This is a genomic window from Pseudomonas sp. A1230 (assembly GCF_044218825.1).
Classification (GTDB): domain Bacteria; phylum Pseudomonadota; class Gammaproteobacteria; order Pseudomonadales; family Pseudomonadaceae; genus Aquipseudomonas; species Aquipseudomonas iridis.
Genome location: NZ_CP162582.1, coordinates 5,713,997 through 5,739,541, shown reverse-complemented (window position 1 = coordinate 5,739,541; position 25,545 = coordinate 5,713,997). Strand labels below are relative to the sequence as shown.

The following is a 25,545-nucleotide window of genomic DNA, read 5'->3' as shown; positions in this document are numbered from 1 at the left end:
GCCGACGTGAAAGACCGAGTCGAACTCAGGTTTCGTGCAGCGTGAAGATCGAAAGAACACAACAACTTTCAGGACGAGACAACAGACGCAAAAAAGCCGCGATCATCGCGGCTTTTTCGCATCCGCCCGCCCTACTTCGGCTCAGGCTTCTTGAACGCATAGAGATGCTGACGCACGATCCCGCCCGGCAATTCCTTGCCGAACACGCCATAACGCACTGGCCATTCTTTCGGCGGTAGCTTGAAGGTGCCGAACAGCATGTCCACCAGAGGCGTGTGAATCGCGTAGTTTTTGTAGATGTAATCTTTGTGCCGGGCGTGGTGCCAGTGGTGGTAGCGCGGCAGGACGATCAGGTAATTCAGCCAGCCGCCGTTGATCCGCACATTGGCGTGGGCCAGCACCGCTTGAACGCCGACCAGAATCACGTAAGCGTTCAACGCTTGCGGCGCGAAGCCCAGCAGCATCAGCGGCACCAGGACGCCGGTGCGGGTCAGCAGGATTTCGATGAAGTGCACGCGCGAGCCTGCGAGCCAGTCCATGTGGGTGCTGGAGTGATGCACCGCATGGATGCGCCACAGCCATGGCACCACATGGTAGAGCCGATGCAACCAGTATTGACCAAGATCCGCGACCAGTACGGCGAGCAGGAACTGCACCACCAGCGGCAGGCTTTGCACGCTGGTCTGCAAGCTCGGCGACATCGCCCATCCGGCGATGTAACTCGACGAGGCGGTGATAAAAATCAGGATGAACTGCACCAGCATGTGACTGACAAAAAAGTAGGTCAGATCGGTGCGCCAGTGCGGGCGCAGGATGTTTTGCTCAGGGTCTTTGGAATAAAGTTTTTCCAGCGGAATGAACACGATGGCCGACACCAGCAGCGCCAGGACAAACCAGTCCAGACCGAGTGAATACGGCTTCTGTCCGATCTCGCTGACCTGCACATTGGTACCACCGAGAAACACCGCCAGCCCCGACGCAACCAGCCCGGTAATCCCCAATCGTTTACGTTTGTTGAGCAGGATATTCAGGGTGCCGAGGCTGAACGACACCACCAGCCCGAGCAACAGCGTGGTGCGCGCGAATTGCTCATCGTAGACCTTGCGCAATTCGGCTGTGGTCAGCCATTCGGGAAACAGGAAGCAGAACACCGCCAGCAAGCTCAATAGCCCGAGGGTGGCCGAAATATAGCCACTGACCCTCCCCTCACCGAACTTGAAGGGTGCGCTGCCGTGCCGCTGAAAATAGGCTTTGAGTCTTTCCATAACTGATCTTCCGTGATTGCGAAAACTGCGACTGCTCATTGCGACGCAGGCAGAAACAAAAAAGCCACGGTTAACGTGGCTTTTTGTCGATCACTTCGGCGCGGGGGCCGGCGCAGTGGCCGGTGGCGTTGTCGGCGCCGCAGTCCCCGGCTCAGCCGGTTTGGGCGCGGCGTCGTCGAACAGGTTCAGCCGTTCGCGCAGCTCGTGCGCGGGCACCGGTTGCTGATCCGCTGGCAAGGCGTTCGGGTCGACCGGGGTTTCCGGCGCGGCATCGTTCTGACCTTGTTCGGCCGGCTTCGCAGCGTCGGGGCCTTGTGCACCTTCGATGGCCGCCTGAGCCTTTTTGGTCAGCACCACGATGTCGATGCGACGGTTGATCGGGTTGAACGGTTTTTCCTTGTCGAACAACGCCGACGAGGCGTAACCGACCACCCGCGCCACTTGCGTGTCTGGATAACTGCCCGCAATCAGCGCACGCCGTGCAGCGTTGGCTCGGTTGGCTGAAAGCTCCCAGTTGCCGTAGTCGCCGCTGCCGATATAAGGCTTGGCGTCGGTGTGGCCGCTGATGCTGATCTTGTTCGGCACCGCTTTGATGGTGTCGGCCATGGCCAGCAGGATGTCTTCGAAATAAGGTTTCAGGCGCGCGGAACCCGAGTCGAACATCGGCCGGTTCTCGGCGTCCATGATCTGGATGCGCAAGCCGTTCGGCGTGATCTCGAAGAGGATCTGATCCTTGAATTTCTGCAGTTGCGGGTTCTCGTCGACCTTGTTCTGCAGTTCTTGCAGCAACAGTTCCAGGCGTTCTTTCTCGACCATTTCGGCCATGCCTTCGACTTGTTCGGTGTCGACGGTGACCTTGTCCGGTTGCGGCTGGGACTTCACCTCGGGGTTGAGGGTGTTTTCCGGCGCCAGCGTCGGCGTACCGCCCAGATCGATGATGTACGGCGTGCCGCTTTCGGAGAAGCCGACCGGGTCCTTGAAGTAACCGGCGATAGCAATCTTCTGCTCCGGGGTTGCGGTAGACAGCAGCCACAACACCAGGAAGAACGCCATCATCGCCGTCGCGAAGTCGGCGAAGGCGATTTTCCACGCCCCGCCGTGATGCCCGCCGGCTATGCGCTTGACGCGCTTGATGATAATCGGCTGATTATTTTCCATGACTTAGCGACCGCGAACCGCTTGTTCCAGCTCGGCAAAGCTTGGACGGTGGGCCGGGTACAGAACCTTGCGACCGAACTCGACCGCCAGCGATGGCGGCATGCCGGACGCAGAAGCCACCAGCGAGGCCTTGATGGCTTCGTAAACGTTCAGTTCTTCCTTGGCATCGTGGGCCAGGGAATGCGCCAACGGACCAAAGAAACCGTACGCCGCCAGAATACCGAAGAAGGTACCCACCAGTGCCGCACCGACGTGCAGACCGATGGATTTCTGATCGCCGTCACCCAGGGAGGCCATGGTCACCACGATACCGAGTACCGCCGCAACGATACCGAAACCCGGCATGGCGTCGGCAATGCCGTTCACCGCGTGCGATGGGTGTTCAAGGTCTTCCTTCAGGCTGTACAACTCCATGTCGAACAGGCCTTCCAGTTCGTGCGGAGCCATGTTGCCGGAGGACATGATGCGCAGGTAGTCGCAGATAAACGCGGTCATGCGTTCATCTTTAAGCACCGCCGGGTACTTGGCGAAGATCGGGCTCGCGGCGGCATCTTCGATGTCGCCCTCGATGGCCATCATGCCTTCGCGGCGGCTCTTGTTGAGGATCTCGTAGATCAGCCCCAGCACTTCCAGATAGAACGTGTGGGTGAAACGCGAACTGAACATGCTCAGGGATTTCTTGAGCACGTGCATCGTCATATAGCTGGGGTTGGCCTGGAGGAAAGCGCCCAGTGCTGCACCGCCGATGATCAACACCTCGAAAGGCTGGATCAGGGCCGCGATCTTGCCGTGGGAAAGCACGTATCCGCCGAGCACGCTCGCGAATACGACGATGATGCCGATAATTTTAGCCATAGGTAGAAAGTACTTATTTAAGTCGGGTTCAAGGTCATATTCGGAAGTTAAAAAATCTCTTCTTCTACTTATCGGCAAAACTGCGCCAGACTATAGCCAGTTCAGGCGAAAAGCCAATTTAGCCCATGCCGGGCGCGTCTACAGTCAGTGAAGATCTTGTCCAGACATGGCTAATGAAACGAACGTCCCACACGCAAAACCGACCACCCTCGACGGCTGGGTCAAGCTGCTCGACAGCGTCCCCCTGCCCGTACCGCAAGAGGCGCACGACAAGGTCTGCCGCGCGATCCGCGACAATCGCAGCTCGCTTCGTGACATTGCCGACCTGATGCAGGACAGCCCGGCGCTGGCCTTGAGCATCATCCGTGAGGCCAATCGTCACACCCACGGCAACATGGCCACGCCGGCAGAAAATCTGGAAGTGGCGATCAATCGCCTCGGCCTCGCCCGCACCGAAGAATTGCTCTCGCGCCTGCCCGCCGTTGCGCAGATGCAGATCCCCAAGGCCCTGCGCCAACTGCAAATGATCAGCCAGCACGCCACGCAACAGGCCAACGGTTTTTTTGCCAGTCGCTTGGCGCGGCTGTGGCAGGACATTCATTGGGGCAGTCTCCTGTTCCTCTCACCGCTGTGGCCGCTGGCGCTGACTTATCCACAATTGCTTGAAGAGTGGGAGCTGCGCGTTATCCACAAGGGCGAATCGGCGCGCACTGTCGAGAAGCAATTGTTTGGCGTGCGCCTGCTGAAAATCGCTGAAGCGTTGGTCGCTGTCTGGCATCTGCCGATCTGGGTGCAACAGGGCTATAGATTGTTGCTCAGCGAGCAACGCGAACTGGTCAAAGTGCTGCGCATCGCCCGCGACAGCGAACATCCGCTGCGCCAGCAAAACCGCCTGGACGATGATCCGACTCTGCGCCGCTGGCTCAATCAGCCAGCCAATACCGTGTTGCTGGCCAACGGGCTGGCGCTGTCGGCGCAGCAGGCGTGGGACAGCCCGCACAGTGAGCGCTGGCAGTACCTGACCAGTCTTTATCTGCAGATTTCGATGGACGAGGTGCAACAACAGCTGCACCAGCAAGCCGCCAACAGTGCGCGCCAGCATGCGATGCCTGACCTGTGGCACCCGGCGGTTTCGTTGCTGTGGCCGTGGGGCACGCGTCGCTTGCCCGCTGGCATGCTGCCTGCTGCGGCGCCCAGTTCCGATGATTTGACTCAGTGGCGTCGGCAATGCGCCGAACTGTTGGCCGAGCCGAGTCGCTTCACCAATGCCATGAGCCTGACCGTCGCCGCTCGCGATGCGCTGGTGGCCAGCGGCATGCGGCGGGTGATGATCCTGATGGCTGATCGCACGCAGTCCAACCTGCGCGTGCACCAAACCGTTGGCCTGCCGAAAGAAGCTGGCGCGCTGAATTTTGTCGTCAGCCAGAGCAAAGTCCTGCAACGGTTGCTCGCGCAGCAGGCACAGGTGCGGATCAATCCAGAGAACAACGCGCAATTCTCCGCGCTGTTGCCGCCGGGCCTGCGCACGCTGTTTCGTGGCGAGCATCTGTTCCTGCGTTCACTGGTCAATAACGGCCGGGTGATCATGATCGTCGTTGCCGATCAGGGCGGCGGGCCGTTCGCCGACATCACCGTGCAAGCCTTTGGCAAAACCGCGCAGTGCATCGAAAAAGCCCTGCACAGCTTTAGCAGCCGTGGCCGATGAGGCTGCGCTACAATCCCCCCCTTTGTGCTCTGGAGACCTCACATGTCTGACTTCTCTGGCTTGCCGCTCGTTATCGAACCGAGCGACCTGCTCCCTCGCCTCGATGCCAGCGAACTCATCCTGGTGGACCTGACCAGCCCCGCCCGCTATGCCGAAGGTCATCTGCCCGGCGCACGCTTTGTCGATCCGAAACGCACCCAGTTCGGCCACCCGCCGGCACCGGGACTGCTGCCGGGGAAAGCCGATCTGGAAGCGCTGTTCGGTGAGCTGGGCCACCGCAAGGACGCGGTCTACGTGGTCTATGACGACGAGGGCGGTGGCTGGGCCGGGCGCTTCATCTGGCTGCTCGATGTGATCGGACACGACAAGTACCACTATATTGATGGCGGTCTGCCGGCCTGGCTGGCGGAAGGTTCGCCGATGTCGATCCAGGTGCCACCCGCTGTCGGTGGCCCGGTCGCACTGACCCTGCATGACGAGCCGACCGCCACTCGCGAATACCTGCAAAGCCGCCTCGGCGCTGCCGATCTGGCGATCTGGGATGCACGCGGGCCGCTGGAGTATTCCGGCGAGAAAGTCCTGGCTGCCAAGGCAGGTCATATTCCCGGCGCGGTCAATTTCGAGTGGACTGCCGGCATGGACAAGGCGCGTCAGTTGCGCATTCGCACTGACATGCCGCAGATCCTCGAAGACCTGGGGATCACCAAGGACAAAGAAATCATTACCCACTGCCAGACCCATCACCGGTCGGGCTTCACCTATCTGGTGGCCAAGTCCCTCGGTTATCCGCGGGTTAAAGGCTACGCCGGTTCCTGGGGCGAATGGGGCAACCACCCTGACACGCCAGTCGAGATTTAAGGTTTTTAAGGACAACTAATGAAAGAGCGTCTGTTTATCCTCAGCCAATACCTGCTGCCTCATCACCTGCTGTCGCGCCTGGCCGGCTGCATTGCCGAGTGCCGCGTGCGCTGGTTCAAAAATGCTTTCACCACCTGGTTCGCCAAGCGCTATCAAGTCGATATGTCGCAGGCGCTGGTTGAAGACGTGACCGCTTACGAGCACTTCAACGCCTTCTTCACCCGAGCCCTGAAAGACGGCGCACGGCCGCTGGACGAAACCCCGGGCGCGGTCCTCAGCCCGGCCGACGGTGCGGTCAGCCAACTCGGCCCGATCGAACACGGTCGCGTATTCCAGGCCAAGGGCCACAGTTTCAGCGTGCTGGAACTGCTCGGCGGTGACGCGGCCAATGCCGCGCCGTTCATGGGCGGCGACTTCGCCACCATTTACCTGTCGCCGAAGGACTACCACCGCGTGCACATGCCGCTGGCCGGCACCCTGCGTGAAATGGTTTATATCCCGGGCCGGATCTTCTCGGTCAACCAGACCACCGCCGAAAACGTTCCGGAGCTGTTCGCCCGCAACGAGCGTGTGGCGTGCATTTTCGACACCGAGCGCGGGCCGATGGCCGTTGTGCTCGTGGGCGCGATGATCGTTGCTTCGATCGAAACCGTCTGGGCCGGTCTGGTCACGCCGCCGAAGCGCGAGCTGAAAACCTTCCGCTACGACGAAGCCGCCCGTGCGCCGATTCATCTGGAAAAAGGCGCGGAACTGGGTCGCTTCAAGCTTGGTTCTACCGCGATCGTGCTGTTTGGCCCTGATCAAGTGAAGTGGGCTGAAGCACTGGTTGCCGGTTCGCCAGTACAGATGGGCCAGGGTCTGGCACTGCCGAAAGCCTGATCCGACGAAACACGCAGATCCCCTGTAGGAGCTGCCGAAGGCTCGGGCCGCGTTCGGACGATCTTTTGATTTTGTTTTTACAAGCAAGATCAAAAGATCGCAGCCTTCGGCAGCTCCTACAGTGTTCGCCGTAGCGACAGACCCCAATTTTTGCTGCTATGGTTTTTGGCATGAGCCAGACCATTTCCCCCCAGCTACGCGCCACTACCCCGACGCAAACGCGCCTGTCGTTTTGCGAAGCCACTACGCGCGATCTCAAGCGCTGGATCGCCGGCCTGCCCAAGGCCAACATCGGCGAAACAGCCCGTCAGTTGTACCAAGGCCTCGGCGAACTCAACCAATTGCTGACCCCCAGCGACAATCGCCTGCAACTGCTCGAGCTGCTGCGGCCCGAGGTGTATTTCGTCTGCCAGCATCTGGAACGGCACTTTCTGCATCAGGCGATCATGCTCGACGAGCGTTCACGCAAGGTCAGCAACTTGTGTCAGGCACTGCAAAGTCATCTGGCCATCGGCTACAAGCAGATCGTGCTGCGCATCGCGCCGAAATACAGCAAGGACCGTGCGGCATTGCTCAGCCTGGCCCTGCAACGGGCGACCCATGCGCTCAAAGGACAACTGGTGCGCGCGACGCAGTTATACAGTTCGCCGCCGGAGCATCTGTGGTTCGAGCTGCATCAGCTGTATCGCACCGCGTGTACGTTGCAGCTGCAACAACGTCGCGTACACGATGATCTCGCCAGCCTGACAACCGAACTGAGCGTCGAACAGACTTACATCGCCACTTTGTTATTGGGCAGTGCCCGCTGCAATCAACTGCGCCAGAACCAGATCGCGCGGCTCGCGGAAGTCCTGGAGTCGTGGAGCGCGCTGCTCAAGCTCCACCCCGGCAGCCCCGACTATGGCTTGTTTGCGGTCAGCGCAGAAATCGACGCCGGTCCGCGCTATCGCAATATGTTCCGCAGCGAGCAAAAGGCCGGACTGCTCGGCTTTGATCCTCAGCTATTGGTGAACGCCATCGAAGCGCAACTGCTGCGCCAGGACACCTCGACGCCGCTGCCCGTCCCGGCGGGACTCAGTTTCGACACCCTGCAACATTTGCACGCGACCTGGGGTCAGGCGGCCGAGCGCAGTTTTCAGCGCACCGTGGGTCAGGGCAGCCTGACCGTGTGCGTCGGCATGAGCGCCCTGCACTTCTTCCTGGGTGGCGAGCGTACGTTCAGCGATCTGCTGAAACATCCTGGCACCCGTGCAGCAAACTTCAGCAGCGTCGTCGCCAAGGGTGAAAAGGACAGTTGGAGCCAGGCGTTCGACGCCGCGCCGCAGAGCAAGGCTGACGAGTTTTTACCCTACGAAGAAATCCAGTACGACCGTCTGCTCGAGGACGAAACCAGCACCGACAGCACGACGCACTACCCGACTTATGCGTTGCCGGTGATCAATCACAGCCCCGGCGGGTATTGCCTGGGCTGGCCGCAAGAAGCGCCCGCCGAATTACAGGCCGGGGAAATGCTCGGGATTCAGGACAGCGTGAGTCTTGGCTGGAGCATTGCGGTGATTCGCTGGATTCGTCAGGTGCGCGGCAGCGGCACGCAGATGGGCATCGAACTGGTGGCGCCGCATGCCGAGCCGTGCGGCCTGCAACTGGTGCGCTCGCGGGACGATCACAGCCAATACTTACGTGGATTGCTGTTACCGCAGATCAGCGCGATCGATCTGCCAGCCACGTTACTGGCACCACGCTTGCCGTTTCAAGAAGGCAGCAAAGTGCTGATCAACACCCATGGCGAGGAACACTGCGCCGGGCTGGACCGACGGGTGGCGAGTACGCACAGCTTCAATCAGTTTGCTTATCGCTCGCTGGAGCCTGCGCAAAATGGCGGGAGCGAGGAAGATTTTGATTCATTGTGGAAGTCGCTTTAGGTATTCGACGATAAATCGGCGGTGCAGCCTTCGCGAGCAGGCTCGCTCCCACAGGAAATTTGTGAACGACACAGATCCAATGTGGGAGCGAGCCCGCTCGCGAAGGGGCCCGCTCAGGTTATCGAGAACTCACAGCTGTCCGTCGCGATCGCGCAAGCCCAGCAGGTACAGGACACCGTCCAGCCCAAGCGTGGAGATCGCCTGTTTCGCCGACTGCTTCACCAGCGGCTTGGCGCGGAACGCCACACCCAACCCGGCAATCGCCAGCATCGGCAGGTCATTCGCGCCGTCGCCGACCGCAATGGTCTGCTCCAGACGCAGACCTTCCTTATGCGCCAACTCTCTCAGCAGATCAGCCTTGCGCTGCGCATCGACAATCGGCTCGATCGCCACGCCGGTGCACTTGCCGTCGACCACTTCCAGCTCGTTGGCAAACACGTAATCAATGCCGAGTTTGGCCTGCAATTGCTTGGCAAAATAGGTGAAGCCGCCCGACAGGATGGCGGTCTTGTAGCCCAGACGCTTGAGTTCGGCGAACAGGGTTTCGGCACCTTCGGTCAGGCGCAGCGAAGCACCGATCGAATCGAGCACACTGACGTCGAGGCCTTTGAGCAAAGCCAGACGCTCTTTGAAGCTGGCACGGAAATCCAGTTCGCCAGCCATCGCGCGCTCAGTGATCTGCGAAACCTGTTCGCCAACACCGGCCGCCTTGGCCAGTTCGTCGATGACTTCGGCTTCGATCAGTGTCGAGTCCATGTCGAACACCGCCAGACGACGGTTGCGACGGAACAGCGAATCTTCCTGGAAAGCGATGTCGACGTTCAATTCGTGCGCGACACTGAGAAACTCGGCACGCAACGCCTGCGGATCGGCCGCTTCGCCACGCACGGAGAACTCGATGCAGCCCTTTCCCTTGTCGGCCGGGGTGTCCAGCGGCATGCGACCCGACAGACGGTCAATGTGATCGATGTTCAGGCCGTATTTGGCCGTGATCGAACTGACAGCCTGCAATTGGCCGGCCGTCACTTTGCGGGTCAACAGGGTGACGATGTGGCGTTTCTTGCCCTGATTGCCCACCCATTGCTGGTAATCCTCTTCGGACACCGGAGTGAAGCGCACCTGCTGGTCGAGCTCGTAGCCCTTGAACAGGATGTCCTTGAGCACGGATTTGCCTTGCTCGGAGTCGGGAATTTCAACCAGGATGCCGAACGACAGGGTGTCGTGGATCACCGCCTGACCGATGTCGAGAATGTTCACGCCACCTTGGGCCAGAACACCCGTAATGGCCGCCGTCAGACCAGGACGGTCGACTCCCGTGATGTTAATCAGGACGATTTCGCGCAATGCGCACCCCCGCAACTGGAAAAAAACCGCATTCTACCCACTTTCAGTGACCATCGGGCACAGCGAGCGCTTTGCCGGTCTAGGGCCTGTCGCTATACTGCGCGTCAACTTCACGGACAAAAGAGCCGAGCTCAGTGAACCGGCCTACGCCAGTCAAAACCGATAACTTCTTCCTGCTGATCTTCCGTGCACTGCGCCACCGCCGTGTACCGATAGCATTGCGCATTGCCAGCCATAACGTGATCCTGGTCGCTCTGGCCCTGGTGATCTATGCCGGCGTGATGGGTTTGCAATTCAAGCAGGCCATGCACGAGCAGGCCGATGCGCTGGGCGAAAGCCTGACCACGCAGACCGCCACCTCCGCCACGGAGCTGTTGGTGTCCAACGACATCCTCAGCCTTAACGTGCTGCTCAATAACCTGACCAAGAACAAACTGGTCGCCCACGCGGCTATCTATAGCGTGGATAACCGCATCCTCGCCGAATCCGGCCAGCGCCCCAAGCACAGCCTGTTGGGCGAAGCCGAGGGCATGTACGAGAGCAAGATCACTTTCCAGGACGTGACGGCCGGGCAACTGCGCATCAGCCTGGACATGGATCAGTTCCAGCAGCCAATGACCATCAGCTTGCAGAGCATGGGCATTCTCAGTGCAATTCTTTTGGCGCTGTCGCTGGCCTTGAGCCTGCGCATGGGCCGTTATCTGTCCACACCGCTGCTGCAATTACGCGTCTGGCTGCGCCGGATCGACGAGCACACGCCGGGCATAGAGCGCCAGGATGAAATTGGCGATCTGGCGCGGCAACTGCACGCCAACTACGCGCCGGAACCTGCGCCCGAGCCTGAGCCGGAACCTGAGTTCGAGGACGAAGAAGACGAGCCGGAGTTCGAAGTACGCAACCTGCGCGACCCGAGCTTTGACGAAACCCGCCCGCTGGCCGCGCACAAGCCTGCTCCGCGCCATGTGGTCAGCACTGTCGAAGACGATGATGACGACGACGCGTTCGCCGACCTGCGCGACGAGTCTTTGACTGCTGTCGCGCAACCGGCCGTGCGCAAAGCAACGCCGAACGTACCGCAACACACGGCAGTGCTGGCGGTGCAATTGGGCTCGCAAGAGCAACTGCGCCGTTTGCCTCGGGCACGTCTGGAAGAATTGCAGGCGCGCTACCGCGACTGTCTGGATCAAGCCGCTTCGTTGTATCAGGGCGAAATCGAAACCCTGAACGACGGCAGCACGCTGATGCTGTTCCACACCGAAGACAGCGGCGACGACTACCTGACCAACGCGATTTGCTGCGGCGAGTTGCTGCGCGCACTGGGTCATCAGTTGCAAATCGAAGTCGCCGACAGCGGCATCACGCTGCAATTGCAACTGGGCCTGACCCTTGGCGATGAATTGTTCGGTTTGAGTCAGATCGATCTGCTGCTGACTGATTCGGCGCAGGATGCCCTGGCCCTGTCGCAACACAGCCGCAACCTGCTGCTGGTCGAGCGCAAGATCAGTGATGACGCGCTGATCCGCCAGCGTGCGCGGATCCGGCCGATAGCCAGCCCTGAGGGCGCTTGCTGTGTCGAGCGGTTGATGGAGCCTTATCCATCGATGCTGGAGCGGCAACTGGCGCGGATGCATGAGCGTCGGGCTTAAGCCTTAGCCCTGATACGCAAAAGCCCGCAGACGAGTGATTGTCTGCGGGCTTTTTTGTGGTCACCTGAAAGGATCTTCGAACGCGGAATCGGATCGTGTAGGAGCTGCGGCACGCTGCGATCTTTTGATCTTGATGAAGACCAGATCAAAAGATCGCAGCCTTCGGCAGCTCCTACAGGGTTCGCGTGTGTTATTCGTTCGTCCAGACACAACAAAGCCCGCACAAGGGCGGGCTCTGTCTTGACTCGATCCAGCCTTAGAAGCGAAACACTTCCATGTCTGTACGAATCGGCGATGCCATCGGGATCTTCGGCTGCTTCTCAGCTTCGTCGGCCCGCGCTGCCGGTTTCTGCGCCGCTTTACGCGGTACTTCTGCCACAGGAGGCTGATTGGCCAATGGCTTGAGCGCTACCGACAGTTGCTCGGCCAGACGTTGCAACAGAATGCCTTGCGCCTTTACCTGCGACGCTGTGCTGCCCGCATGCAACTCTTGCAGATGAACGATGCGGTTATCGCGCACCTTGCCGCGGCGGTCGATCAAGCGCCATTGCGCATCGAGAATCGCCGGTTGTTTCGCACCGGAGTCCAGACGCGTGATGGTCAGCAACACCTGCACATCCGGGGTAAACCCGCCAGTGGCCGGCGCCAGCACGACACGCTGGCTGTCCAGATGACCGGCAACCTGACGCATCAGCAACTGATCAATATCCGACGAAAGGCTGCCAGCCCAACGACCGTCGGTCGCTGCTTGCAGGCTGCCATCCGGTTGACGTTGCAGCAGGGTTTCACGTTGCAGGTAATCGGCTACGACTACCGGGCCCAACAAAACCGCCATGCCCGCGCTTTGCGCAGGCTGAACCGGACTTCCGCTGTCCAGTTGATAGAGCGACACCGGCTGGTGAACGCTGCAACCCGCCAGGCCAAGAACGCCGGCGAGTAACAAAATAATTGGAAGGCGCAGCGCAGTCATCATCCCGTCCAGGTGGCCGCCACAAAGCTGACCACAGTGAAAATACTCAATAAATATGAAGAACGCTCGGCCACGCCGGCGCTTGAAAGGCCATATCATCCGTGAATATGCGTTCCGACTCCAGCGCCAAAGCGTCGATCTACGCGTTAAATCGTAGATCGAGCTCTCTAGGACGCCTAATTGAGGTTTTCGACGAGCAGCGCATCCACTCGCTGGAAGCCACGCGGAAGCTTGTTACCGCGACGCCCACGCTCACCTTTGTAGTGTTCGAGATCGTCAGCCTTCAGCGACAACGTGCGTTTCCCGGCCTGCAATACCAAGGTCGAGCCTTCCGGAATGACGGCGATGTCCGTTACATATTCTTCGCGACTGGCGACACGCTCACCGGGAATACCGATGATCTTGTTGCCTTTGCCCTTACCTAATTGTGGCAGATCGCTGATTTTGAAGATCAGCAGGCGACCCTCGGTCGTGACCGAGGCCAGCCAGTTGTTCTCACGATCAGCCACCGGACGCGGCGCGATGACCTTGGCGTTGTTCGGCAGGCTCAACAGGGCCTTACCGGCCTTGTTTTTGGCTTGCAGGTCTTCACCTTTAACCACGAAACCATACCCGGCGTCGGAGGCGATGACGTACAGCGCATCGTCTTCGGGCATCAGCACGCATTCAAACGTCGCACCCGGTGGCGGTGTCAGACGACCGGTTAACGGTTCGCCCTGGCCGCGAGCCGACGGCAACGTGTGCGCGGCGACCGAATAGCTGCGGCCGGTGGAGTCAATCACCACGGCAGACTGGTTGGAACGCCCCGCCGCCGAGGTCTTGAAGCCGTCGCCAGCCTTGTACGATAGGCCGGTGGCGTCGATGTCGTGCCCCTTGGCAGAACGGATCCAGCCTTTTTCCGAGAGCACGACGGTGACTTTCTCGTTTGGCAGCAGATCGTGCTCGGTCAGCGCTTTGGCTTCGGCGCGCTCGACGATTGGCGAGCGGCGGTCGTCGCCATAGGTCTCTGCATCCTTGATCAGCTCGGTGCGCACCAGTTTCTTCAGCTTGGCTTCGCTGCCCAGCAGGGCTTGCAGCTTGGCTTGTTCCTTGAGCAGTTCGTCCTGCTCATCACGCAGCTTCATCTCTTCCAGTCGCGCCAATTGACGCAGACGCGTGTCGAGAATGTAGTCGGCCTGAATTTCGCTGAGGGCGAAACGCTCGATCAGCTTGGCTTTCGGGTGTTCCTCGGTACGGATGATGTGGATCACTTCATCCAGGTTGAGGTAGGCAATCAACAAACCGTCCAACAGGTGCAGACGACGCTCGACCTTGTCGAGGCGGAATTGCAGGCGCCGACGCACGGTCTGCACGCGAAACTCCAGCCATTCGACCAGCAATGCGCGCAGGTTTTTCAGCTGCGGTTTGCCATCCAGACCGATGATGTTGACGTTGACCCGGTAGGTCGACTCCAGCTCGGTGCTGGCGAACAGATGCTGCATCAGTGCTTCGTGATCGACGCGGCTGTTGACCGGAATGATCACGATGCGGCACGGGTTTTCGTGGTCGGATTCGTCACGCAGGTCAGCAATCTGCGGCGCTTTCGATGGTTTGGCCTGCATCAGCCCGGCGATCTGCTCCAGCACTTTGGCCCCGGAGACCTGATGCGGCAGCGCGGTGACGATGATGTCGCCGTCCTCGACGTGGTACACGGCGCGCATGCGCACCGAGCCCTTGCCGGTTTCGTACATTTTCAGCAGGTCGGCGCGCGGTGTGATGATTTCCGCTTCGGTCGGATAATCCGGGCCCTGAATGTGTTCGCAGAGCTGTTCGACCGTGGCTTTGGGCTCATCGAGCAAGCGCACGCACGCGGTCGCGACTTCGCGCAGGTTGTGCGGCGGTACGTCGGTGGCCATGCCCACGGCGATACCGGTGGTGCCGTTGAGCAGAATGTTGGGCAGGCGCGCTGGCAACACCAGCGGCTCCTGCAGGGTGCCGTCGAAGTTCGGGCCCCAGTCCGCGGTGCCTTGGCCAAGTTCGCTGAGCAGCACTTCGGAATATCGCGACAGACGCGCTTCGGTGTAACGCATGGCGGCGAAGGACTTGGGATCATCCGGCGCACCCCAGTTGCCCTGACCGTCGACCAGCGTGTAACGATAGCTGAACGGCTGGGCCATCAGCACCATCGCTTCGTAGCACGCCGAGTCACCGTGCGGGTGGAACTTGCCGAGCACGTCGCCGACGGTACGCGCCGATTTCTTGTGCTTGGAATCGGCGTCCAGCCCCAACTCGCTCATCGCGTAGATGATCCGCCGCTGCACTGGTTTCAGGCCGTCGCCGATATGCGGCAGGGCACGGTCCATGATCACGTACATGGAGTAGTTGAGGTAGGCACTTTCGGTGAAGTCAGCCAGCGAGCGGCGTTCAACACCGTCCAGGCTAAGATCAAGGGGATTGCTCATGCAGGCCTCATCGGTTCGTTGTCTGGCGCAGCAGCATGGTGCCACCGCGCTGAGTAAATTCAAGTTTGTTCAGGGCGCTCATGCCGAGCAGCACCTGATCACCATGCAACCCCGGCGCCACCAGTGCGCGGACATCCCGCAACACGATGTCGCCCAGTTGCAGGCGAGCGATTTTTGTACGATAGCCCTGGCTCAGGCCATTGGCCGTGCTCAGGGTCACACCGAAACCTTCTTCCAGCTTCAAACGTTTGGCCAGATCCGCCGGGATCGCGACATCGGTCGCGCCGGTGTCGAGCATGAACTCCACCGGTTCGCCGTTGATCTGACCGCTGGCGACAAAGTGCCCTTGGGCATTGCTCGCCAGTTTCACTTCGATAAATCCTGCGCCCTGCTCCGAACTCACGACGACGTTCGGATTCTGCTGGCGTTGTTCCCACTGGCCAAAAAACCGCGTGGCCAGAAACAGCGCTGCGCACCAGGCCAGAATCATCAGCACCCGACCGGCGCGCTTGCCCGGCGGTTGCTGGCTCATGGCTTGGCGCTCCAGCCACCTTCCGGCGCTGCGAAGCGCCAGACAATCGGGCGGTTCTCGCCATCGGCACGCGGGCCGAAATTATTGTCGACGCCAATCCACGCACCGTCGGCATCGACGATCAACGCTTCTTCCAGCCCATAGTCCTGTGAATAACGGCGATTTTCCTGCAACAGTTCGGCGGCATACGACCAGCAGCGCTCGACCTTGGCCGTCAGCGGATCGCGACGGCAAATCTGAAAGGCGTTGCGCTCGAGGGTGAACAGCTTGCCGTTGAAAAATGACAGGTCGGAAAAATCCCGATCGACAGCTTTGGCATTGGGAAACTGCGCCGGCTGCATTTCCTTGCCGCCTTCGCTCAGCAGTACACAGCGACCGTCGCAGTCCCACACCGTCTGCTGGCGCTTGATCAACAGCAAGCCACGGCTTTGGCGCTCGGCAGCCAACCACATCTGATCCCCCGCCGGATTGATCGCCAGACCTTCGAATATCGCGTTGAATTTCTGCAACATACCCTTGGCTCGCGCTTCGCGAACCACAATCGGCGAGATCTTCAGCCAGTTCGCCGGACCGTTGACAGGCAGTTGCAACACCGCCGCATGCCCCTCGCTGACGATGTAGCGATTGCCGGCGCTGTCGCAACTGATGCCTTCGAAATCCAGATCGCCGCCACGCACAAAGGACGCCGCCCAGTTGCGCGAACGCAAACCCCAGGGCAGCCCGGTCTCGGGTAACTCAGGCACGTCGATGCCCACGGTTTCGGCCTGCCAGGTGGCTTGCCGCGTATCGAGGCGATAGATCTGATCATCGTCGCGATCGGACACCGTCCACAACTCGTTGCCACACTGCGCCAGCCCCGACAGGTTGCCGCCGCGCATGCCGTCTACCGGATGCTCGGACAGCACGCGCAACTCCGGCACCGGCTCGGCAAGCGCCGAAACAGAGGTCAGGAGTAACGCACACGCCAGGGCAAAGCCAACCCGCATCAACCAAGAACCTCGGCCAGGTTGCCTTTGGATTCCAGCCAGGATTTGCGATCACCGGCGCGTTTTTTCGCCAGTAGCATGTCCATCATTTCCGAGGTCGCGTCGAAGTCTTCCAGGGTCAACTGCACCAGACGCCGAGTGTTCGGGTCCATGGTGGTTTCACGCAGTTGCGGCGGGTTCATTTCACCCAGACCTTTGAATCGGGTGACCTGTGGCTTGCCGCGTTTCTTCTCGGCCACCAGACGGTCGAGAATGCCGTCACGCTCAGCCTCGTCGAGGGCGTAGTAGATCTCTTTGCCCAGGTCGATGCGGTACAGCGGCGGCATCGCGACGTAGACGTGACCGGCGTCCACCAGCGGGCGGAAATGCTGGACGAACAACGCGCAGAGCAAGGTTGCGATGTGCAGACCGTCGGAGTCGGCGTCGGCGAGGATGCAGATCTTGCCGTAGCGCAGTTGGGCGATGTCGGCCGAGCCTGGATCGACACCGATGGCCACGGCAATATTGTGCACTTCCTGACTGGCGAGCACTTCGCTGCCGTCGACTTCCCAGGTATTGAGGATCTTGCCGCGCAACGGCAGAATCGCCTGAAATTCCTTGTCCCGCGCTTGCTTGGCGGAACCGCCGGCGGAATCACCTTCGACCAGAAACAGTTCGGAACGCATCGGGTCCTGCCCGGCGCAGTCGGCCAGTTTGCCCGGCAGTGCCGGCCCCTGGGTGACGCGTTTGCGCTCGACTTTCTTGCTCGCTTTCAGGCGACGGCCGGCGTTGTTGATCGCCAGCTCGGCCAGCGCTAGGCCGGTTTCCGGGTTGGCGTTGAGCCACAGGCTGAACGCGTCCTTGACCACACCGGAGACAAACGCCGCCGCTTCACGGGACGACAGACGCTCTTTGGTCTGGCCGGAGAATTGCGGCTCTTGCATCTTCATCGACAGAACGAAGGCAATGCGCTCCCAGACATCTTCCGGCGCCAGCTTCACGCCACGCGGCAGCAGACTGCGGAATTCGCAAAACTCGCGCATCGCATCGAGCAGGCCCTGACGCAGACCGTTGACGTGGGTACCGCCCTGCGCCGTCGGGATCAGGTTGACATAGCTTTCCTGCACCGCGTCGCCACCTTCCGGCAGCCACAGCAATGCCCAATCGACCGCTTCTTTATTACCGGCGAAAGCGCCGCAGAACGGTTCGTTCGGCAGGCGTTCGAACTCGCTGACAGCGTCGACCAGATAGGAGCGCAGGCCGTCTTCGTAATGCCACTCGATTTTCTCGCCGGTGCCTTTGTCTTCAAAGCTGACCAGCAGGCCCGGGCACAACACAGCCTTGGCCTTGAGCACGTGCTTGAGGCGGCTGATGGAGAATTTCGGTGAATCGAAATACTTAGGGTCCGGCGCGAAATACACGCTGGTACCGGTGTTGCGCTTGCCAACGGTGCCGACGACTTCAAGTTCGGTGGCCTTGTAGCCATCGGCGAACGTCATCTGGTACTCGTTGCCATCACGCTTCACGCGCACCCGGACTTCGGTCGACAAGGCGTTGACCACGGAAATACCCACCCCGTGCAGACCGCCGGAGAACTGGTAGTTCTTGTTGGAAAACTTGCCGCCCGCGTGGAGCTTGGTGAGGATCAGCTCAACACCCGACACCCCTTCTTCAGGGTGGATGTCGACCGGCATGCCGCGGCCATCGTCGCTGACTTCCAGCGAGTGGTCGGCGTGCAGGATGACCTGCACCGATTTGGCGTGGCCGGCCAAGGCTTCGTCGACGCTGTTGTCGATGACTTCCTGGGCGAGGTGGTTCGGCCGACTGGTGTCGGTGTACATGCCGGGGCGTTTACGCACCGGGTCGAGGCCCGAGAGGACTTCGATGGCGTCGGCGTTATAAGAGCTAGCGCTGGGAGTGGCCATAGGGTCTCGTCGTCAGTCATTCATGAAATAGGGGCAAGACTTCACAGTGCGGTGAAATCGATTGCCTGATACAAATCGGCGCCAATGCCGGCAAAACTCAGCAACGCCGGCAATTGCCCGGCGAAACCCTGGAAACTGTGGTCGCCGCCGGCCTGGATGCGCAAGGCACAGGCGCGGTAATACTGCTGGGCGAGGCGATAATCCAATGTTTCATCGCCGGTCTGCAACCAGACCTGAAAACGCTGCGCATCCTGGGGCGCCGGCACTTCCAGTTCGGCCAGGGCCGCAACGTGGTCGTGGGTCAATTCCCAGGTTTCATCGGTGTACAGGTTTTTCTGCGTGCCCAGATAGCCGTCGAACATCCGGTGCGGGCTGACCGCCGGGTTGACCAGCAGGGCTTTCAGGCCATGGCGCTCGGCCAGGTGAGTCGCATAGTAGCCGCCGAGTGAGCTTCCCACCAGCAACGGCTGGCCTAGCTCGGCAATCGCCTGTTCCAACTGACCGATGGCTTCACGCGGATGGTGATGCAGGGCCGGGACACGCAATTGCTCGCTCAAACCCATCCGTTCCATCACCGCCACCAGCTGACAGGCCTTTTTTGAGGTCGGAGCGCTGTTGAAACCGTGGATATAGAGGATCGAACCGGACATTTGAGCTCCCTGGGTGTCGGCGAAAGATAGCGGAGTTTACAGGGAGTCACAGCAGGATGGGCCATACAAATGATGCCCATGCTGAGCATGTTGCCTCTTGTAGGAGCTGCCGCAGGCTGCGATCTTTTGATTGTAAAAACAGGGTCAAAAGATCGCAGCCTTCGGCAGCTCCTACAAGGTAGCGTTAGCCGGGGTTGGCATTAGCCGTTGGGAAAAGGAGTTTCAGTACCCGTTGGAGCCGTAGTCGACGGTGAAGGCGAAATCAGTCACGCGCTCAACGCCGGTTTCCAGCCGTCCATCCGGCAACAACCGCAACCAGCGATACCCCGGTGCCTGCTCACCGACCTTGAAGTCTTCACTCCCCGGCTCGAACTGAATGCAGGTCGAAGGTGACGCCATCAAACGCACGCCATTACGCTGGCGATCAATTTCCTGATGCACGTGCCCCCACAGCACCGCCCGCGCCTGCGGAAAACGATCCAGCACTTCGAAAAACGCCTCTGGATTGCGCAAACCAATCGGTTCCATCCACGCACAACCGATCGACACCGGATGATGGTGAAAGCACACCAGATGATGACGCTCCGGCGCTTCGCTCAACGAGCGGGCCAGCAGTTGCAACTGATCGTCCTGCAAGTACCCCGGCACCGAACCCGGTACCGCCGAATCCAGCATCGTCACACGCCAGTTGCCGAGATCGACCACCGATTCGAGCAACGCGCTTTGCACGGCGGCCTCAGCCATGATCATCGGTTCGTCGTGGTTGCCGGGAATCCAGCGCGCCGGCGCATCGATCTGCGCGGTCATTTCACGAAATTGCTGATAGGACTCCAGCGTGCCGTCCTGGGAAATATCCCCGGTGGCCAGCATCAGATCGATCCGTGGCTGCTGCCCCAGGACCAACTCGATGACCTTTTGCAGGCTCTGGCGGGTGTTCATGCCCAGCAGCGAGCCATCCGCTTCGGCGAACAGATGGCTGTCGGACAACTGCACCAGCAACGCCGGATCGGCGGTGGTCAATGTGGATACGCTCGGCAAGGCGTTCTCCCAAGGCAAAAGCACGGAATCGTTAAGTGCCGCAATTATGCTGGGGGATTACTGAAAGAGGAAACCGAGGAACCGGACGCAGTTCACAACTAGCGTACGACTTCGTACTCGTGCCCCAGCGCCAGACAATGACTCAGCCATTCCCCCAGGAACAGATTCAGCTGAGCCTTTTCATCGGGCTGATGCATCGCGGCGTTCGGGTAAGGATAGATGCCGCGAAAGCGTCGTGCATGTTCGGCGCTGATCACTTCAGCCATACGCGCGTCGTGATAGACCTGAACTTCCAGTTGCGGCACCGGCAGCCACGGCAGGCTGTGCTCCTGGCGCACCTGCAACGTGGTGGTATACGGGCAGGTTTGCAGCACTTCGAGGGCCAGTACGCCGAGCATCTGCTCGCCCTGAGTCACGGCGATGCGCCGCGCCTCGGGCTCGTTGCGCATGTCCGGCACCAGTCGCATCAGGCGCGCGTAGTTGGCCTCGCAGGCAGCCTGTAGCCCCACGAGGTCGACTCGATAACGATCGCGCAGCTTGTTTACAACCATAACCCCCTCACTTCGGCGCGGTTGAGCGCCAGCCACTGCAAAGCGATGATGCTCGCCGCGTTGGCAATGCGTCCGTCACGGACGGCCTGCAAGGCATCTTCAAAGGCCCAGACCGTGACGCGGATATCTTCTGCCTCTTCCTCCAGCCCATGCAGGCCGCCAACGCCATCGGTGCTGCAACGCCCCAGATACAGATGCACGAACTCGTTGCTGCCGCCCGGTGACGGGAAATATTTGGTCATCGGCCACAGGGCCTTGATGTCCAGCCCAGCTTCCTCCTGCGCCTCGCGGTGAGCAACTTCTTCCGGTTGTTCATCCTTGTCGATCAGACCAGCGACCAGTTCTACCAGCCACGGATTGTCAGCCTTGCCCATCGCACCGACGCGAAACTGCTCGATCAGCACCACTTCGTCGCGCTGCGGATCGTACGGCAGAACGCACACGGCATCGTGACGCACGAACAATTCACGATTGATCTCGCGACTCATGCCCCCGGCGAACAGCTCATGGCGCAGGTGCACACGGTCGAGCTTGTAGAAGCCCTGATAGCAGCTCTCGCGGCGCACGATGTCGACGGCGGTCGGAATGGCGTTGGCAAAATCAGTCATGAGCATCCTCGTTTACTGCGAATCCATTACGAGGTTGCTTATCGTTACTGGCAACCTCGACTTCGCGCCATCCTAACGCGCCCGTACCGTTTGATGCAGCCCCTTTACCGTCATCGGGATGGACGGTGGCGGCGAAACCCACTCTAATTAGCTTAGTGGCGAACTGACTGCTTCGTTGAGAGTCGAAGCGGTAACTTTTTGCCTTCCCCTGCTTTCGAAAGGACGCCCATGTCGCTTTTCAAAATTGCCTCCGTGGCCGCCATTGCCCTGACCCTGGGCGCGTGCGCGAGCCTGTTCCAGCCCAACTATCGCACGCCGCTGGAAACTACCCGTGATGCGTCGGAACAGCTGAAACCGGGATGTTCCACCCCTGATTGCCCACTGGTGAACATCGACACCCTGCGTTTCCCGGCAGAGCCCGCGCTGGACCCGATCATCGAAAAACGCCTGCTGCAAATGACCCGCACCGAGCCGGGCGCACCTGTTGCGCCGACGCTGGCGGCCTATCGCGAGCAGTTCCTGGCCAACGCCGGCCCGCGCAACAGCAGCTATCTGCAAGCGAAAGTACGTGAGCAGCATGACGGCTTGGTGATCATCGAATTGTCGAGCTACCTCGACACCGGTGGCGCCCATGGCACACCGGGTCGCGGCTTCATCAACTATTCGCGCCAGCAGCACAAAGTGCTGAACCTGTCCGACATGCTGATGCCGGGGCAGGAAGAGGCGTTCTGGAAGGCTGCGCAAGTGGCGCACAACAGCTGGCTGATCAGCACCAAGCTCGATCAGGAGCCCGAGTTCGTCAAAAGCTGGCCATTCGTGAAAACCCCGCACGTGGCGTTGACCTACGGCGGGGTAATCCTCAAGTACGAAGTGAGCACCATCGCTCCTTACGCGCTGGGCCACGTCGAACTGAAGATCCCTTATCCACGTCTGAACGGCATTCTCAAGCCTGAGCTGTTTCCCGGCCGTAACTGAAGGCCCGACCGAGCACAAATTGCAGCAGCCCTGCCAGCACCAGCGCCGGCAGGGTCGCGCCGATGTCCGGATACAGATTCGCCAGCAAGTGATAGGTGCTGACGCCACCCAGCCACGCCAACAACGCCGGCCAGCGCAACGCGGCTGATGCGACCTGCCCCCGGCGCTTGCGCAGGATGAAGTGATCCACCAGCACCACGCCGAACAACGGCGCAAACACCGAGCCGATCAGCAGCAGGAAATTCTGGTATTGCGCCAATGGCGCCAGCAGTGCAATCAGCGTGCAGATGACGCCGATGGCCAAAGCCAGATGCTCGACTTTGAGGCGCAACAGAATCCCGCTGGACACCGCTGCCGAATGAATGTCGGCGAAGGCGTTTTCAGATTCGTCGAGCAGGATCAGCAGCAACGGAATACCCAACCCGGCACCGGCCAGTGCCAGCAGCAACGCATTGACTTCACCGCTCGGCGCGAACGCCAGGGTGTAGGCCACGCCGAGGCTCATCAGCCAGAAATTGCCGATAAAGAAACCGACGGCGGTGCCGCCGAAAACGTTCTTCGCACGCTTGCCGAAACGCGAGTAGTCGGCGATCAGCGGCAGCCACGACAGCGGCATGGCGATGGCGATGTCGAAGCCCACGGCGAATGGCATCGAACCGTCACCGGCACGCGCCCAGAGCGCCGTCAGGTCCGCCTTGGCGAACAGGTTCCAGGTCAGCCAGAGGCACGCAGCCAACAGCAGCCAGATCCCCCATTTGCGCAGGATCTGCCGGACAAACGTCAGCGGCCCGCTGACGGCAAGCAGGGTTGCCAGAGCGCCGAAGAACAGCGTCCACAACACAGGATTGGACCACAGCGAACCTTCGCTGAATGCGCGGGTGCCGAGCAGGCTGGCCGCATCACGCATGACGATGATTTCGAACGAGCCCCAACCGATCAGTTGCAGCAGATTGAGCAGCGCCGGCAAGCTCGCACCTTTGCTGCCGAGGCTGAGTTTGAGTGCAGCCATCGAAGACAGACCGGTGTCGCTGCCGATCACGCCGACGGCCGCCAGCAGCAAAACGCCGACCAGCGTGCCGAGGAAAATGGCCAGCAGCGAACCGGACAAGCCCAGACCCGGCGCAAGCAATGCGCCGGTCTGCAGCACCATCAGGCCGATGCCGAGGGAGAACCATAGGGAAAACAGATCGCGACCGCCGAATACACGCCTGTCGGCGGGCACGGCGAGATCGGGGGAGTAGGTACCGGGTTGAATGCTCAAGGGTGTTGATCTCACGGAGTGATAGCTACAAGTTGCAAGCCACAAGCTGCAAGAAAAAGCAGGTTTCGCATCTGCTTCTAACTTGCAGCTTGTAGCTTGCCGCTTACACTTTTTTATAAAGCTGACTGCCTTCCTTCTTGAACCGCTCAGCCTGTTCCGCCAGGCCTTGGGCGACGTCCACGTCGACCGCTTCGATGCGCTGGTTGGCCGCGTATTCGCGGACTTCCTGAGTGATCTTCATCGAGCAGAATTTCGGCCCGCACATCGAGCAGAAATGCGCGACCTTGGCCGAATCTTTCGGCAAGGTTTCATCGTGGTACGAACGCGCGGTATCCGGATCGAGGCCGAGGTTGAACTGGTCTTCCCAACGGAATTCGAAACGCGCCTTACTCAAGGCGTTGTCGCGGATCTGTGCGCCCGGGTGCCCCTTGGCCAAGTCCGCTGCGTGCGCGGCGATCTTGTAGGTGATGATCCCGGTTTTCACGTCATCCTTGTTCGGCAGGCCCAAGTGCTCCTTCGGCGTCACGTAGCAAAGCATGGCGCAACCGAACCAGCCGATCATCGCCGCACCGATACCGGAGGTGATGTGGTCGTAGCCCGGCGCGATGTCAGTGGTCAACGGGCCAAGGGTATAGAACGGCGCCTCGTCGCAGCATTCCAGCTGCTTGTCCATGTTCTCTTTGATCAACTGCATCGGCACGTGGCCCGGGCCCTCGATCATGCACTGCACGTCGTGCTTCCAGGCGATCTTGGTCAGCTCGCCGAGGGTTTCCAGCTCGCCGAATTGCGCTTCGTCGTTGGCGTCGGCAATCGAGCCCGGACGCAGGCCGTCGCCCAGCGAGAAGCTGACGTCGTAGGCCTTCATGATTTCGCAGATTTCGTCGAAATGGGTGTAGAGGAAGTTCTCTTTGTGGTGCGCCAGGCACCACTTGGCCATGATCGAACCGCCACGGGAAACGATGCCCGTCACACGTTTGGCGGTCAGCGGCACATAGCGCAACAGCACGCCGGCGTGGATGGTGAAGTAGTCGACGCCCTGCTCGGCTTGCTCGATCAGCGTGTCGCGGAACAACTCCCAGGTCAGGTCTTCAGCGGCGCCGCCCACTTTTTCCAACGCCTGGTAGATCGGCACGGTACCGATCGGCACTGGCGAGTTGCGGATGATCCATTCGCGGGTTTCGTGAATGTGCTTGCCGGTGGACAGGTCCATCACCGTGTCCGAACCCCAGCGGATGCCCCAGGTCAGTTTCGCCACTTCTTCTTCGATCGAAGAACCCAAAGCACTGTTGCCGATGTTGCCGTTGATCTTCACCAGGAAGTTACGGCCGATGATCATCGGTTCCAGTTCGGTGTGGTTGATGTTGGCCGGAATGATCGCGCGACCACGGGCAATTTCTTCTCGAACGAATTCAGGGGTGATGACTTTCGGCACGCTGGCACCGAAGCTGTGCCCGGCGTGTTGCTGGTCCAGCAGGCCGGCGGCGCGAGCCACTTCGAGCTTCATGTTTTCGCGGATGGCGACGTATTCCATCTCGGCAGTAATGATGCCTTTGCGCGCATAGTGCATCTGGCTGACGTTGGCCCCGGCCTTGGCGCGGCGCGGGTTGTTCACGTGGGCAAAGCGCAGTTTGGTCAGCTCGGCGTCGGCCAGGCGTTCCTGGCCAAAATTGGAACTCAAGCCAGGCAGGCGCTCGGTGTCGCCACGGGATTCGATCCACGCCGAACGCACATCGCCCAGGCCTTTGCGCACATCGATGATGACGTTGGGATCGGTGTACGGGCCCGAGGTGTCGTACACGACGACCGGCGCGTTGATCTCGCCGCCGAAGTCGGTCGGGGTCACGTCGAGACTGATTTCGCGCATCGGCACGAGGATGTCCGGGCGGGAACCCTGAACGTAGACTTTTTGCGAACGGGTGAACGGCTTGACCGATTGCTCGTCGACCTTGGCCGAGTCACTCAGGTTGATCGCGTTTTTTGGTTTTGTAGTCATCACG

At 60.4% G+C, this 25,545-nt stretch carries 21 protein-coding genes; 6 read left to right on the top strand and 15 right to left on the bottom strand.

What is annotated here, in order from left to right:
- Positions 1-131: 131 nt before the first annotated feature.
- The 3 genes from AB4P97_RS26685 to motA form a co-directional block, all read right to left on the bottom strand.
- A complete protein-coding gene (locus AB4P97_RS26685; RefSeq protein WP_395601821.1) occupies positions 132-1,265 on the bottom strand; it encodes a sterol desaturase family protein in 1,134 nt (377 codons plus the stop codon).
- A gap of 90 nt (positions 1,266-1,355) precedes the next feature.
- On the bottom strand, positions 1,356-2,423 hold the full coding sequence (motB, locus tag AB4P97_RS26680) for a flagellar motor protein MotB (RefSeq protein WP_395601820.1): 1,068 nt from the start codon (positions 2,421-2,423) through the stop codon (positions 1,356-1,358).
- Positions 2,424-2,426: 3 nt separating this feature from the next.
- Entirely contained in the window at positions 2,427-3,278 is an 852-nt protein-coding gene (gene motA, locus AB4P97_RS26675) for a flagellar motor stator protein MotA (RefSeq protein ID WP_042557368.1), read from the bottom strand.
- A 166-nt stretch (positions 3,279-3,444) separates the two neighbouring features.
- On the opposite strand from motA, the gene AB4P97_RS26670 reads away from it, so the two are divergent.
- From AB4P97_RS26670 to AB4P97_RS26655, 4 genes are all read left to right on the top strand, one after another.
- Positions 3,445-4,983: an HDOD domain-containing protein gene (locus AB4P97_RS26670; protein WP_395601819.1), complete on the top strand. Its 1,539-nt coding sequence runs from the start codon at positions 3,445-3,447 to the stop codon at positions 4,981-4,983.
- A gap of 42 nt (positions 4,984-5,025) precedes the next feature.
- Positions 5,026-5,841, top strand: a complete 816-nt coding sequence (rhdA, locus tag AB4P97_RS26665) for a thiosulfate sulfurtransferase (protein WP_395601818.1) — start codon at positions 5,026-5,028, stop codon at positions 5,839-5,841.
- An 18-nt stretch (positions 5,842-5,859) separates the two neighbouring features.
- Complete coding sequence (asd, locus tag AB4P97_RS26660; RefSeq protein WP_261736297.1) at positions 5,860-6,720, top strand: archaetidylserine decarboxylase; 861 nt, start codon at positions 5,860-5,862, stop codon at positions 6,718-6,720.
- A gap of 170 nt (positions 6,721-6,890) precedes the next feature.
- Positions 6,891-8,642: a molecular chaperone gene (locus AB4P97_RS26655; protein ID WP_395601817.1), complete on the top strand. Its 1,752-nt coding sequence runs from the start codon at positions 6,891-6,893 to the stop codon at positions 8,640-8,642.
- A 129-nt stretch (positions 8,643-8,771) separates the two neighbouring features.
- Here AB4P97_RS26655 and serB read toward each other — a convergent pair whose 3' ends face one another.
- Complete coding sequence (serB, locus tag AB4P97_RS26650; RefSeq protein ID WP_047299476.1) at positions 8,772-9,986, bottom strand: phosphoserine phosphatase SerB; 1,215 nt, start codon at positions 9,984-9,986, stop codon at positions 8,772-8,774.
- A 134-nt stretch (positions 9,987-10,120) separates the two neighbouring features.
- Between serB and AB4P97_RS26645 the strand changes: the two genes are divergently transcribed.
- Positions 10,121-11,632, top strand: coding sequence for an AhpA/YtjB family protein (locus AB4P97_RS26645; RefSeq protein ID WP_047299475.1), 1,512 nt, complete (start codon positions 10,121-10,123; stop codon positions 11,630-11,632).
- Between the two features lie 256 nt (positions 11,633-11,888).
- Here AB4P97_RS26645 and AB4P97_RS26640 read toward each other — a convergent pair whose 3' ends face one another.
- The 9 genes from AB4P97_RS26640 to AB4P97_RS26600 all read right to left on the bottom strand — a co-directional run bounded on the left by AB4P97_RS26640 (position 11,889) and on the right by AB4P97_RS26600 (position 21,312).
- Complete coding sequence (locus AB4P97_RS26640; protein ID WP_042557361.1) at positions 11,889-12,602, bottom strand: membrane integrity-associated transporter subunit PqiC; 714 nt, start codon at positions 12,600-12,602, stop codon at positions 11,889-11,891.
- Positions 12,603-12,778: 176 nt separating this feature from the next.
- Positions 12,779-15,043, bottom strand: coding sequence for a DNA topoisomerase IV subunit A (gene parC / locus AB4P97_RS26635; RefSeq protein WP_047299474.1), 2,265 nt, complete (start codon positions 15,041-15,043; stop codon positions 12,779-12,781).
- A gap of 7 nt (positions 15,044-15,050) precedes the next feature.
- On the bottom strand, positions 15,051-15,575 hold the full coding sequence (locus AB4P97_RS26630) for a TIGR02281 family clan AA aspartic protease (RefSeq protein WP_042557359.1): 525 nt from the start codon (positions 15,573-15,575) through the stop codon (positions 15,051-15,053).
- The gene (locus AB4P97_RS26625) at positions 15,572-16,561 is read right to left on the bottom strand and encodes an esterase-like activity of phytase family protein (protein WP_395601816.1); all 990 of its coding nucleotides are present in this window, start codon (positions 16,559-16,561) and stop codon (positions 15,572-15,574) included. The genes AB4P97_RS26630 and AB4P97_RS26625 overlap by 4 nt, the downstream gene beginning before the upstream one ends.
- Positions 16,561-18,465, bottom strand: a complete 1,905-nt coding sequence (gene parE / locus AB4P97_RS26620) for a DNA topoisomerase IV subunit B (protein WP_042557357.1) — start codon at positions 18,463-18,465, stop codon at positions 16,561-16,563. The genes AB4P97_RS26625 and parE overlap by 1 nt, the downstream gene beginning before the upstream one ends.
- Before the next feature lie 41 nt (positions 18,466-18,506).
- Positions 18,507-19,115, bottom strand: coding sequence for a YqiA/YcfP family alpha/beta fold hydrolase (locus tag AB4P97_RS26615; protein WP_042557356.1), 609 nt, complete (start codon positions 19,113-19,115; stop codon positions 18,507-18,509).
- A gap of 222 nt (positions 19,116-19,337) precedes the next feature.
- Complete coding sequence (gene cpdA / locus AB4P97_RS26610; RefSeq protein WP_042557355.1) at positions 19,338-20,153, bottom strand: 3',5'-cyclic-AMP phosphodiesterase; 816 nt, start codon at positions 20,151-20,153, stop codon at positions 19,338-19,340.
- Positions 20,154-20,251: 98 nt separating this feature from the next.
- A complete protein-coding gene (locus tag AB4P97_RS26605) occupies positions 20,252-20,704 on the bottom strand; it encodes a DUF1249 domain-containing protein (protein ID WP_042557354.1) in 453 nt (150 codons plus the stop codon).
- Positions 20,695-21,312, bottom strand: a complete 618-nt coding sequence (locus AB4P97_RS26600; RefSeq protein ID WP_042557353.1) for an NUDIX domain-containing protein — start codon at positions 21,310-21,312, stop codon at positions 20,695-20,697. Before AB4P97_RS26600 ends, AB4P97_RS26605 begins: the two co-directional genes overlap by 10 nt.
- A 228-nt stretch (positions 21,313-21,540) precedes the next feature.
- Here AB4P97_RS26600 and AB4P97_RS26595 point away from each other — a divergent pair, with 228 nt between their 5' ends.
- The gene (locus AB4P97_RS26595; RefSeq protein ID WP_042557352.1) at positions 21,541-22,287 is read left to right on the top strand and encodes an RsiV family protein; all 747 of its coding nucleotides are present in this window, start codon (positions 21,541-21,543) and stop codon (positions 22,285-22,287) included.
- Here the strand turns inward: AB4P97_RS26595 and cytX are convergent.
- Both cytX and thiC read right to left on the bottom strand, forming a co-directional pair.
- A complete protein-coding gene (gene cytX, locus AB4P97_RS26590) occupies positions 22,256-23,548 on the bottom strand; it encodes a putative hydroxymethylpyrimidine transporter CytX (RefSeq protein ID WP_042557351.1) in 1,293 nt (430 codons plus the stop codon). The two genes, AB4P97_RS26595 and cytX, sit on opposite strands and share 32 nt — an antisense overlap.
- A 103-nt stretch (positions 23,549-23,651) precedes the next feature.
- A complete protein-coding gene (thiC, locus tag AB4P97_RS26585) occupies positions 23,652-25,541 on the bottom strand; it encodes a phosphomethylpyrimidine synthase ThiC (protein ID WP_042557350.1) in 1,890 nt (629 codons plus the stop codon).
- Between the last annotated feature and the right edge of the window lie 4 nt (positions 25,542-25,545).